This is a genomic window from Daejeonella sp. (assembly GCF_037719425.1).
GTDB lineage: Bacteria > Bacteroidota > Bacteroidia > Sphingobacteriales > Sphingobacteriaceae > Daejeonella.
Window position 1 is genome coordinate 1 of sequence record NZ_JBBJNI010000124.1, and the last position, 13,220, is coordinate 13,220.

Annotated in this window: 8 protein-coding genes and 1 pseudogene; 1 reads left to right on the forward strand and 8 read right to left on the reverse strand. The window is 43.4% G+C overall.

All coding sequences use genetic code 11. The features are described from left to right. The 7 genes from WKF69_RS14765 to WKF69_RS14795 all read right to left on the reverse strand — a co-directional run. On the reverse strand, window positions 1–460 hold a 460-nt coding region (locus WKF69_RS14765), incomplete at its 3' end, for an SUMF1/EgtB/PvdO family nonheme iron enzyme (RefSeq protein WP_340382841.1). Between the two features lie 104 nt (window positions 461–564). Then, window positions 565–1,611 carry an aldo/keto reductase gene (locus tag WKF69_RS14770; RefSeq protein ID WP_340382842.1) on the reverse strand — a complete coding sequence of 349 codons (1,047 nt, stop codon included), beginning with the start codon at window positions 1,609–1,611 and terminating at the stop codon, window positions 565–567. A 72-nt stretch (window positions 1,612–1,683) separates the two neighbouring features. Further along, entirely contained in the window at window positions 1,684–3,051 is a 1,368-nt protein-coding gene (locus WKF69_RS14775) for a DUF4861 family protein (protein ID WP_340382843.1), read from the reverse strand. Between the two features lie 74 nt (window positions 3,052–3,125). Next, entirely contained in the window at window positions 3,126–4,097 is a 972-nt protein-coding gene (locus tag WKF69_RS14780) for an amidohydrolase family protein (protein ID WP_340382844.1), read from the reverse strand. Window positions 4,098–4,116: 19 nt separating this feature from the next. After that, on the reverse strand, window positions 4,117–5,694 hold the full coding sequence (locus tag WKF69_RS14785) for a sulfatase (protein ID WP_340382845.1): 1,578 nt from the start codon (window positions 5,692–5,694) through the stop codon (window positions 4,117–4,119). Window positions 5,695–5,962: 268 nt separating this feature from the next. After that, window positions 5,963–7,177 carry a M28 family metallopeptidase gene (locus tag WKF69_RS14790; protein ID WP_340382846.1) on the reverse strand — a complete coding sequence of 405 codons (1,215 nt, stop codon included), beginning with the start codon at window positions 7,175–7,177 and terminating at the stop codon, window positions 5,963–5,965. A gap of 34 nt (window positions 7,178–7,211) precedes the next feature. Then, entirely contained in the window at window positions 7,212–8,540 is a 1,329-nt protein-coding gene (locus tag WKF69_RS14795) for an AGE family epimerase/isomerase (protein WP_340382847.1), read from the reverse strand. Between the two features lie 382 nt (window positions 8,541–8,922). Between WKF69_RS14795 and WKF69_RS14800 the strand changes: the two genes are divergently transcribed. Continuing rightward, window positions 8,923–11,637, forward strand: coding sequence for an outer membrane beta-barrel protein (locus WKF69_RS14800; protein ID WP_340382848.1), 2,715 nt, complete (start codon window positions 8,923–8,925; stop codon window positions 11,635–11,637). A gap of 64 nt (window positions 11,638–11,701) precedes the next feature. Here the strand turns inward: WKF69_RS14800 and WKF69_RS14805 are convergent. After that, window positions 11,702–13,220, reverse strand: a pseudogene (locus WKF69_RS14805) (hypothetical protein); the annotation flags it as partial.

Below are 13,220 nucleotides of genomic sequence, written 5' to 3' on the forward strand. Positions count from 1 at the left end.
CTTTTGGATTGCGCCAGCTTGCTCCATGAACATATGCCCACCATTGCAATGGATTTTCATACGACACAGGCTGTGCTGTAGGTGTAAATACTCCCGAACCTGGTACCAGGTTTTCAACCGGCACACCGGGAAAGTCGGCAGGGTTTATTGGCTGTTCAGCCACAGTTTGGTACTTGGTTGCTTTTACAAAACGCTCGTATTCAGCATTCGTTACCTCATGTTCATCCATCCAAAACCCTTTTAGATTAACTTTATGGATTGGCTGTGCATCCGCGAAAGCGGGATCATTTGAACCCATATCAAATGTGCCCGGAGGGATCCAGACCATTTTCTCCGCGACAGTATCTATGCTTGCCGCTAAAGGTGCTTCCTCTTTAGAAGAGTCCTTGGTCTTTTGGGTGCAGCTAAAAAATGCCGAAATGAAAAAGAAAGCGGTTATTAAAAGTGAAAGGCTTTTCATGGAATGGAATATATAACATTAAAGAGAATCTAAAAATAAGATTCATCCTTCAATTCTGCACATGTGTAATGAGATTTGTTACAACCTTCCGAGCAAGGTGCATTCTAGCGAAGTACTTGTGCCATGCGCTTCTGATGATCTCCGGATAATGTGAGCTTCCCCGCCGCTGCATTAGACTCCAGCTGTTTTACATTTGACGAAGATGGAATCACCGGCCCCATACCGCGAATTGACAACATGTAAGCGATCACCAATTGACTAAGCTCGATATTCAATTCATGTGCAATCTTCGAAAGTTCATGAAGCTTTTGCAAAGTCTTTTCGTTAGCCTTCTCTTCTATAAGGCCTTCGTCAAACAACCTGTCGCCCGGGCCGGCAGCCTTGGGATCAAGGTATTTATCGGTGAGCAGGCCGCGTGCCATAGGACTCCATGCGATATAAGAAATTCCGGCACTTTCAGCATATTCCCTTGCACCTTCGAACCCCGCTCCCTCCCGGTTCAGAATGTCGAATTGGTTTTGGAGCGCTAAAACACCTACGCGTGACGATAGTTTTCCTGCACTGGATTGATACGACTTAAGCTGTTCTGCGGTGAAGTTAGAAACCGAAAAGTAACGAACCAGATCCTGTTTTACCAGATCCTCAACTGCCATCAGACTTTCCTCGACAGGCGTAGATGTATCAAATGAATGGAAATAAAGAATATCGATATGGTCGGATTGCAATCGCTCAAGGCTGGCATAAACTGCTTCCATGATATTGGTTCTGGAAAGGCCGCAGTGATTTGGAGTAAGGCCATCCATGGCCCCCGAAAGCTTAGTAGCGACAACTATGTTTCTTCGCTGATCTGGATTATTTTTGAACCAGGAACCGATCAATCGTTCAGAGTTCCCGGACGCATTATTGTACCGGTTTGCTGTATCCCAAAAGGTGACACCTAGCTCTACTGCCCTGTCAAAGATCTGCAGAGAGTTCTTTTCATCAATTCTTGAGCCATCCCCTGTTTCAGGATAGCCCATTTTCCATGTTCCCAGTCCTATATTTGAAACCTTTAAACCAGACTTTCCTAATGTCCGGTAAGGCATCGCGTTGAAATCATTTACTTCAAAAGGGATATTATAAAACCGTGTATCTATCTTCTTATTTTCCATGCAATGGATATATTAAATTAAAAGATCGTAACAAGCCTAACGAACAGCTTATTAAGAATATAGCCCAAAAAGCTATTTATTCTTTACTTCGTAGCTGTGAACAGTGACAACGGGTTGATTATTATATTTCAAAGCTTCGTCATCCATATATTTCACAAAATCCTTTTCGTTATTGTTCACCTGACCGAAGCTCCAGGCTCCAACGATCATATATTCATAAGCCAGGTCTGAAGTAGCAGGTATTTTGAAAACATGGTTCTCTCCATAGTTTTTAATTGCTTTATATTCCGCCTTAAACTTATCTTTCACCACCAGTCCAAGCGCTTGCCATGGCACACGCAAAACCTCATCGCCGATATCTTCGTCAGGTATCCGTGCATCAACATCCTTACCCATTGAAATAGCTATTCCGTTCTTATTTATTGCCTTGTATTCATTCATGATCTTACGGATACCAGCGCCAAAGTCAGCGTTAGCAGAAGGCGGCAGAAATTTGGTAAATTTAGTCTCCACAATACTCCAGCTCTTGTTAGCGATTGCTGTATAATATTGCTCAACCTCATAGAAACCTTTACCCGAGTTCCAGTTAGTTGTAGTAACCTTGATCATACTCCTTAGCGGACCGTTATAAACCTGGCTGAAAGCATACCGTGTATCATCGAAAGGCCCCTTATTTTTGAAGGGAGAGTGATAAGCGCGTGTTGGGCTTTCCATGTCAGCAGGGTTTTCAAAAATACACATACCGCCTGCGCCAAAGGTATTGGCCACGGTCATGATATCTGTGCCCATTTCCCATGGCATATAATAGCCGGATTTATTTGTAGAATACTCGTAATAGGCCGTAAGCATAGGTGCGCGTTTTCCGTGCAGATCAACATCATGAGGATACCATAATTTCCAGCCCATATCTTTTGATTCCCATAGAGGAACAGTGTGCCTGCCATAGTTAGAAAGGGACGCGTGAACCTGGTGCTCATAAAGCCCGCGTTCGTAAGCATCGATATAGATATAAAAATTCCGGCTTTCTTTTGGAGCCAGGTCTGTCATAAAGAATATCTCATCCCAAATCCCGTCAGTGTCTTTATCATCAACCTGAAGCTCTACATAGTGTCCGTTGATTTCTTTTCGTCTGACATACCCGCCCATAGCCTTAAGTTGTGCCACCGTTGGCTCCGGATCTGAAGGAAGTGAAGGGTCTACTACTCCGATCCATCTTTCGGGGATGTTCTGGAATGGAAGGCTGCTTCTTGGAACTACAACAGGAGAACCTTTAACCGGAATATTTAGCGGATTGGTGACTGTGATCCGGATCCTGCGGCTGGGATTGTAATCCTTGCCTTCAGAATACCAGCCGGTTTGGACCTGCGCTTGCGCGGAAGCAGCGAATAAGAGAACGAAGAGCACAGGTTTGAAGCCCTTGTTAATGTCATTTTTAATCATGTAAATAGCATTAGAGGTAATTTAAAGTTTCGGCCGCTCTTGCCTGCGATAAATGCCGGAATCACGACCAGCAATTATTTTAGTTTAAGCAGGCGTTTCGAATTCCCGTAAAGAATCTTCCGTTCTACCCGTTTACTAGGCGCAACTCGTTTAATACCCGCGATGATCTTAGCCCCGGTGCATTTCTCCCCATGGCCGAAAGCATCAGGGCAATCACTTCCGAAAACTATCTGGTCCTGATGACGCTCCATAAAGGCTTTCATGTGTTCTTCGTCACGCAAAATGGCATTGAGGCCGGACGGCGCAGAAAGATCTGCATACAGGTTCTTATACTTAGTCAGAAGAACGTCTACAAGACCACCGGGAGTTACTTTACCTTTTGGATAGATATTATTCTGGTCCACCTGTTCCTTGCCCATATTGGCCCACCATGATTGCGAGTGAGCTAAAAACTTCACGTTTGGATATTTTTCGAGCATCGTGTGAAAACGCTCCAATCCGCGGTTGTACATTTTATGCTGCCAGTGCATCAAAATAGGAACATCATATTTATCTGCTAAAGCGTAGATCCTCTGCATTTCCGGAGAATCGCATTCGACGTTAAATTTCGACTCACCAATGAATGGTGCGCCTAGCTTAAGATACTTTTCAATCTCTTCAATTGCTCCCGGAAAGTCGGGCACCTCATTCGCTCCGAAAAGAAATTCTTTTGGATATTTCTTTGAGAAATTATAGCATGCTTCATTCCCGGTGGCTTTAGCCTGAAGGCCATTTCCAACGCCATAATAGGTAGATCCATAATCAAGCGGGCGACCCGCAGGCTGTAATACTGTAAGCGTTACCCCCATTGCCCTTTGGTGAGCCAAAAGTTGATCGTCAGTCCGGTCTACGTAATTAGTGTGCTGATGAATATCGATAATAGGTTCGCCGGTTTGGGCGAATAAACTATTATTCATAAGCAGAGATGGTACACTTAAGCCGACAAAAACCCCAATTCCGGTTATTGAATTCTGCTTAATAAATGCGCGTCTGGAATAGTTCTTCATTTTAGCTGTTTTTAATTCTTTAAAACCATTTTGTGTTTCCTGTAATGCTCTTTAATAAAGGGTAATGGTCTTTACGTACCGTGCCCTCTTTCGAAATAGTATATCCTTTAGGCGATCCTCCGGGCCATTTCAGGTTGTTGACTTGATGCAGTAAAAGCTTACGGTGTTCTTCTATCACCTTTTTACTCTCTTTTTTATAGGCAATATTATTCCACTCGTTATCATCGGTCTCGTGGTCATATAATTCTTCAAGATTTATAAACGGGTAATAAATATACCGGTAACGGTCTGTCCGGATGGTATAGGCATCCCCTCCCGGCGCAGTAGCGGCCTCTTTAAGCTCGTATCCGGTCACAACACCTTTATGATCAAAGCTCGTTCCCCTGAGCATAGGCACGAGGCTTTGCCCATCGAGATAAGCAGGAGCTTTCTCCCCGATCAATTCGGCGAGAGTTGGATAGAGGTCAATAATACCAACCGGCTTGTGTGTAGATGTGCCCGGCTTACTAACGCCCGGCGCCATAATAAACAATGGTGCGCGTGTCGATCGTTCCCATAGAGTGAACTTTTCCCAGTTCTCTTTCTCCCCCATGTGCATCCCATGATCAGACCATAAGACTACGATAGTATTATTTTTATAGACCGACTTCTCAAATGCGTCAAGCAGTCTCCCGAGCATAGCATCCGTAAAAGATATGGTTGCCATATATGCCTGAACTACTTTCTTCTGCTGGTTATTATCTACGATGAATTTATGCAAAGGCCGTCTGCCGTGAATGAAGGCGTCTTCAAGATCATTCTCCTTGATCTTTACATCCGGAACTGATTCCAGAGGGTACATATCAAAATATTTCAGCGGGACTTCCCAAGGATCGTGAGGCTTTGTCAGGCCTACAGCAAGGAAAAATGGCTTTTCATACTTAAGTGAAAGCTGATAATTAGCCCAGTCAACAATTTGATAATCTGCCATATACTCGTCGCCAAGGGCGATTGGGCCCCAGGTAAAATAATCAGGTTGTGTTCCTGTGAATTGCTTCGGATCGATCACGTTTAAAGGCGCACGCACCTGGAAAGGAATTGGTATGGCAAGGCTTGGATAATAATAGTCCCATCCCTTAGCTTCAGATTGGTTTACAATAGCCCGTGGTGGTGCAAGTGTATGATAGATCTTGCCTCCAGCAAGAGTTGTATATCCCTTACCCTTAAAAAATTGCTCTATGGTTTGAACATCTTTTAAGGCTGGCAAGTCTCTCCATTGTGCATGTTTCCAACCTGTAATACCCGATTTAGCTGGATGTACTCCCGTCATGATAGCCGCACGCGAAGGCGCGCACGCAGGAGAAGGTACGTGTGCATTTGTAAATCTCATTGACATTTTGGCCAGACGATCAAAATTCGGTGTCTTAAGTCCCGGCACTCCCCCAAAGCCAGCAGGATTAATCCAATCATTTAAATCGTCAATAGAGATAAAAAGTACATTTTGTTTTACTGATGGATTGGTTTGAGCGCTGCTATAAAATGCGATCAACAGAATAAACAGATCAATGCAGAGAATCTTAAGCAAAAAGAGTTGTCCAGATTTTAGACTTGATTTCATTTATGTGGGTATTAATTGAAAATTCTGTTTAAGAAAATTGGCCGGAAGGTTTTTCTCCTCGTTTCGAATTTCTATCGAAAGCAAGAACGCAAACCGTAAGCTGCCTATTTTATGTTAATATCTTTTATGCTACTGAGCTTCTTGTCACTTTCTAGGGATCCGGCAAACGCATTTTCAGGAACGATCGAAGCTACTAAACCTGTACTAAAAATAGCAAGGCCAGAAAGGGAGCTATTCCTGATAAAATCGCGTCTTATATTACTCATCATTATATTTTATCTATACGCCTTAAAAACTCGTCAAAAACGAGGAAACTGTTTTCTACTGAATCCAAGGGCACGGTATCCGCGGTATCATCAGGGCGGTGATATACAGGCAGTGTCTTTTCATCATAACCGCGGCTGTTGGCGTGAAGTGCCTGTGCTCCTGATGGACGAAAGGGCTCAGAGTCCATAACGAAGCCATCGCTGCTATCGAAAATCGGTGCGGAATCTATGTTCAGATCTTTGTGTATCTTTTTAAGTATGTCTTTTATTTGTTCCTGCTTTGATGAGATCCATAAGTTATTTCCATAGGTAAGTGAATCCAGGTTAATTACAAAACGGATGTTTTGCATGGTATCATCCGCAATGCATTTCTCAGCATAATGATTCGCGCCAAAGTATCCGAATTCTTCGTTGTCAGTTGCTACAAATGTTAGTGTGTGATTATAGTTACTGGTGGCGGCAGAATGAGCTAACATCATCATTAATATAACGGAGGCGGTATTATCGTTAGCGCCGGGCGAGTTATACACCGTATCGGCATGAGCCAGAAATAAGATCTCATCTTTTCGCTTGCCCGGTAATTTCCCAACAATATTACAACCTTTAGCTCCCGGGATAAACCGGGTGGGAAATTTAACCCATGCCTGAGTTCTATTTTTAACAGCGCTTTCCAGTAAAGGCTTATCCTGTTTGCCAATACTGAACGAGGGAATTGTATTCCCGCTGGTACGCCCTTGATAATGTGTTATTGCTTTCCCGTAAGGTGAAATAGTTATTGATGCTGCTGGTTTACCGCTTAGCTCATCCACAATTATAAACCCTGAATTGCTTTTCTGAATAAACCCTTTCATCCCCACGATAGATGTTCCTTCCTCTCCATACGCCGGGACGGCTTCAATACGTTGACCACCAATTAGAAATTCAGGGTCTCTGATCAATTCCCATTTCTCAAAATCATAAGTATCATATCCTACATAAGGAAGAGATCTTTTCATTTCCTGCTTTATGATCTTTGCTCCTTTGGCAAATGATTTTGAACCACTCGGCCTTGGACCAATTTCGGTGCATAATTTTCTAAGAAGATTGAGCGTATACTCTTGTCTTTGCTTAGGCGTGCCCACTAAGCCACTTTGATCTTGTTGCGCAAAAACAGGAAACCCGGCAAGCGTTAAAACCATCCCGGCACTTGTCAAGCCTACAAAATCACGCCTTTTCATCTTCGCAAGACTATTTTTACAAAAAACTATATCTCTAACTAAATAATGTTGAAATTTTACCTTTTCTCTCAATAATCCTGTTTAATGCCAGGAGATTGAGCATTAGATGCCGGGGGTGATGGTAATGTTCCGCACGGGTCTTCTGTTTTACTTCCAAAACCCGATCGCCGCCTGCCGGCCAGAACAAATACTCAGGACGATCGAAATTCTTGTGCACATAGGCCAGCGTTTCAGTGAAACAATCCTGTGCCCACTTGTCGCCTGTATGTTCTGCCAGAAAAAGAGTTCCTATAAGTACTTCTTCCTGAAGCCAGAGCACCTTATCAACTTTCCAGATATTTTTGGCTACGCTGTCGAGCGACCTGAAATAGCCTCCAAACACTCCATCCTTTGCGGTATTAACATGCCGCTTGAACACCTCTACGGTACGGTTGAATAGTTGCTGGTCCTTCCGGCGCGCTGCTTCGAAAATCAGCATCCAGCAAGTTTCGATCCCGTGGCCTGTGTATGCAAAATCGCCAAAAGAATTATTTGGCCGGCTAAAGTCGTGATTTAGCACCTCGTTAAATAACTTATATTCCGGGTTGAGATGGTGATTTAACAATGCATCCAGACAGCGGTCTGCTATTTTTTGAATATCGGCATCAGGCACGGTTTCCAGCATTTGTGTGGCAGCCCTCAGAAAAACCATCCAGTGTCCTACTACTCTGGGTGCCGGGATCTTTGGAGCTTCCGGATTAAGATAATTAACATAATAATCATAGTCCGGACTGTCATAACGTGCCATACATGCCAGAACAATCTTCTTTGCAAGAGCTTTATATTCGGTTTGTCCTGATGCTTTAGCATATTCAGCAAGCCCTTCTGCGATGAATAAACCTGTATAAATATCGCCATCACCACTAAGTACTTTTCCTTCGCTTGTAAATGAGGTTGGCCAGAAACTATTATCTGCTGGCTTAAGTTTTAGGATCAGATCTTTTGATTTCCGGGCTACCTCCAGGTATTTGGGATCCTTCTTAAGGTTATTGTATAAAAATGAATACGTCCATAAGCCCCGTCCTTCAAACCAGGCACTTTTATTTGTACCCAGTTGCTTGCCTGTTTCGATATCTACCGAGCAATTAAAACCACCATTTTGATGATCGATAACATATTTGTCCATATTGGGCAAAAACTTGTCAAAAAGGTCTGACCTATATTTGGCCTGCAATGTAGAAAGCAACGTGTCACGCTGCGATCCATCAAACACAAAACCAATATCAGGGACTTCCGAACCTGTCTTTAAAACGCTGCATCCGGCGATTCCTGTTGTTCCTAAACCAACAATAGCGGCCGTTGACATAAACTGTCTTCTTTTCATTTTGAATATTGAGTTTCGCTTATCTTTTCGTCCGGTATTTAACAATATCACACGACCTAAAATACAATTATTTTTAATAGTTTGCACCTTTTCCCAAAGGAAATTTATTAGGATTTAGAGCTTCGTGTACGTAAACAATATTTAAATCATGGCTGCAGACGTGCACAAGCTATTTTATTTCAGTCACCTCCATCAAGCCTGGCGCTGCACCAGCGATTTCCTTAAAATTGTGACAATTAAAAACTGTAACATTGCTAAACATAGGCCTCTTCAAGCATCCCTTGGTATATCTTTGGCAGTTGACGTTGCGACCACCTAAAAGTGTATAAACCCGGGTAAAAGCAAAAATTAGAAGCTGTTTACAGCCTATTACGATGCTCTTATGATTAGAATAATATTTACCTCTTTTTTTGTTTTATGCTGCATGGTCACCTTCGGTCAATCCTATTCTGTAAAAGGAACAGTGAAAGATACCGCGGGCCTGCCGATAACTGGTACTCTTGTAAAATTAAAATGGGGAAACGATAGTGTGGCTACCTCTGTAAATATCAATGGTGATTTCGCGCTTAATAACGTCAAATCTGCAGACTTCACCCTTTCAGCGGCATTTATCGGCTTTCATACATTCCTAAAACAATACAAGATCGAAAACGGCGTGAGCCTGACAGTCCCTCCTATTGTATTAAAGGAGGGTGTTAATACGTTAAGCGAGGTAGTAATTACAGCGGTTACAGCAATGAAAGTTGGCGAAGACACCGTGACGTTTAATGCATCATCGTTCCCGGTCAGAGAAGGCGATGCTGTAGATGAATTACTCAGGAAACTTCCGGGTGTAAAAGTGGATGCTGATGGTGTTGTGACGAACCAGGGTCAGACTATCACAAAGATCCGTGTCAATGGTAAAGACTTTTTTGGCGGCGACGTAGCCACAGCTATTAAGAATCTGCCTGCAGAGATCATAAAGAACCTTCAGTTTATTGATGATTATGGTGATCAAGCAAATTTAACAGGTATTAAGACCGGGGAACCGGAGAAGATCCTGAATGTAACAATAGCTGAAGATAAGAATAAAGGCTATTTTGTACGAGCGGGTGTGGGACTCGGGAATGAAGACCGCTATAATACTGGTATCCGTGGAAATGTGTTCAAGGGCGAGGAACGTTTTTCTTTCGACGGCACGGTGACTAACGCAAATCGGGGTGGTGGTGGCGGTAACGGTATAACTTCTACTAATGCTGCAGGTTTGAGTTATCAAAACCAATGGAATAAGAAGCTTTCAGCTGATGCCGGATATAGTTTTAATAACAGGAGAAACCTCACCATTGGAAGAGCATTCACGCAGAACTTTCTAGAGAAATTTACGCGTCTTCAAGACGAAACTACCACTAATAACAGTGACAACTACAGCCACAGTTTATCAGGCAACCTGGAGTATCGCAGAAACTCTCTTAACTTCCTGAAGATATCACCAAAGATATCTTACAATACCGCTGAATCTGACAACCTGGGCTTTTACACCATAACTCAGGAAAAACTGTTGACCAAAAGAAACAATCAATCATCCAACGACAATTCGTCGGCCAATATTTCTACCAATGTGTTCTATCACCATAAGTTCCATAAAAAGGGCAGGAATATCAGTTTGCGCGGGAGTGTGAACCTCTCTAATGGTGATAGCTTCCGGGATGTTCTTAATAACTATATCATCACCCAAGCGGGGCTTGACTCGTTGCGCTTACAAAACCAGCTGATTAATAACACCAACAAGAACTTCTCAACCGGCGCGAATGTTTCCTACATGGAACCGCTCGGCAAAAGGAATTATATAGAGTTTAGCTATAACTGGAACCGGTCAGTTTCAAGCACTAATAGAAATACTAACGATATCTTAAGCGGTGTTCAGGTATTCAATCCCAACCTTAGCAACCAATACGAATACCAGTTTGTAACCAACCGATTCGGCTTTAACTATCGGTTCATCGAAAAGAAATACAACTATTCTCTTGGATTAAATGCACAACCGGCTTTGCTTACCGGTCAGAATCTCAGCAAGAATATTAATACCAGAAACAGCACGTTTAATTTTATTCCTTCAGCCCGGTTTGTTTACAATTTTACGAAGCAGCAGTCTTTGCAGGTTAATTACTGGGGAAGAAACAACCAGCCAGGCTTCCTGCAGCTTCAACCAATCTCAGACAATTCAAATCTTCAGAACGTAGTTACTGGTAACCCTAACCTGAACCCGGAGTTTATTCATGCAGTTAATGCCCGGTACAATCAAACGGACTGGAACATGGGACATTTCCTGACTGCGAACCTTTCTTACAATCAAACGCAGGATAAGATCGTAACCACGAAAGTGCTGATTCCTGGTACCATAAACCAGGTGACGAGTTATACCAACACGGATGGTTTCTATACGATGAGCGGTGACTATTCATACGGCAAGCCTTTCGCCGACAGGAAATTCACGATCACTTACGGCGGAAACGCATCACTGAATAATAATGTGGCATTCATTAGCGATAGTAAAAACATTGCCAGGAACTTGAACATCCGCCAGGAACTTGAATTTGAGGTGGATATAGACGACGTTATTGATCTGGAACTGGAGACATCTTACGGCATCAACACAACAAAGTATTCACAGGAGAACCTTGTTGATCGTCGCACCAACTCGATGCGCTATACGCTCCGCGGCCGTAACTTCTTCTTCAAAGACCTAACGATCGGTTATGACCTGAGCAAGACAGTTAACAGCGGATTTGACAACTCTATCATTAAAAACCCTACCATCCTTGGGGCACACGCCGAATACCAGTTTCTGAAAGGCAATGCAGCCAGGATCCGTTTCGAGGCATTTGACTTGCTCGACCAAAACACCGGAATATCAAGAGATGTATTCGATAATGTCATCGTTGACAGGCAAACCAACCGTTTAGGACAATACTTCATGCTTTCGTTAAACATGACCTTACGTAAATTTGGCGGAAAAGGACAAGGCCCACGAACTAACAATCAAAACGGCGCGGGAAATAATAACAATAATAACAGGCCCGGAGGCGGTAATAACAACGGAAACAGGAATTCTAATTAAATTAAAAAGTGGACAGTTGAAAATGCCTGCTTATACATCTCCATGAGGACCGGGATCTTGATCCTCATACCTCAAAGTCCAAATTCTCCGTAATCCTCTTACCTTCATTCTTAAACGACTTGATATACTTTGCAATCCGCTTCTTGCCGGTATCAAGATCTGAATTATTCAGGTTTATATTCAGAAGATCTATGAACCATGGAATCTTGAACTCGTTGAAAACATAGATATCGGCTATTTCCTTGGAGATAGGCAAAGTGCTTGTTTTCGAAGCATCATACACATCTTTATTACCAGCCTTAAGCAGTTTAGTGTACTCTTCTTCCATCAGGCGCTCCAGCAGTTTTTTTGTGAATGTATCACCTGCCTTCACTCCTGTTTCGGGATCGTCTTCTGTGAATTTAGCACCCTTGCTGAGCCATTCCCAAACGATACTCAGCCGTATCTCTCCCGTGGCCATATCTTCCATCAGATAAAGGATATCATCATTGCCAAAGTAATCGGCTGCCTTAAGCGCTGCAGCCTGCATACCCTGCCCAAATGCGTTTCCATATTGTAGGGCAACACTTAGGAGGTTCCGTGCTCCTCTAATGCTTATAGGTGCATCTTCAATAAGGATCAAACCATCAGCATCCGCTTGCGTATACGTTAATGCGGGAAATGTTCTGCCCAGCTGGTTTGGCTGGCCAACTTTCTCCCAAACTGGTCTTACTATATTTACCATCTTCCAGTGTGCAACCCACTTACCACTGGCACCCTCGCGTTGTTCACGCTCTGCTCCTGCCACAGCTTTCTGCATACTTGCAGAAACACCTTCGGCAGAACCTACAGGTATATTAGGTTCCATACCGCCTTGCCACAATGCAAAGTTTCCTTTGATATCGGGTGTGTTCACTGCACGCCGTACACGGTCTTCATAATTGCGCATGTAGCCATAGGTCATTGTGATCGACTCTATATTCGGATTAATAAAGCTTTTATTCCATGCCATCGCATCAGCCACGCTATTGATGTAATCCCATCTGCCCGTATTATATCCAACAAAGTGTTTTCCCAAGACAGCCCGGATCTCCATCAGCATATGTGTAGCTTCAAGCTGCTCTACTAGCAGATAGACCTTAATAGTCCCTTCAGTTAATCCGAGATGGCCTTCGAGTACACTTAGCATCTCATTCCACAAAGCGGCTTCTTCCGCAGTCTGGATCTTTGGCAGGTAAAGAACTATGGACGAACCCGCCTTTTGCAGTTCCTGGTAATTATTCACTACGTATAATGTAAGGTCGGCAATGGAAGCCGCTAAAGCTACGCCATCCGAATCGCGGATATGCCGGTCATCTAAGTGAAGGCCCCTGCAACGGAATATCTTAGTGGTGAAGTCAAGCTGTGCTTTCCAATCTTTAACCATGGGGTAGCCCAGAAAGCCTTCTGACCAGCGATTCATATCCCCCGCAACTTGTTCTGCCACCTTAAGGAACACAGGGTCCTTACGAATCGCCAGTTTCAGGTTACGCTGGTTATCCAGCGACATGCTGTCTATCTGACCCAATGCGTCTTCTCCGTCAAACATCCATCCATCTGCACCT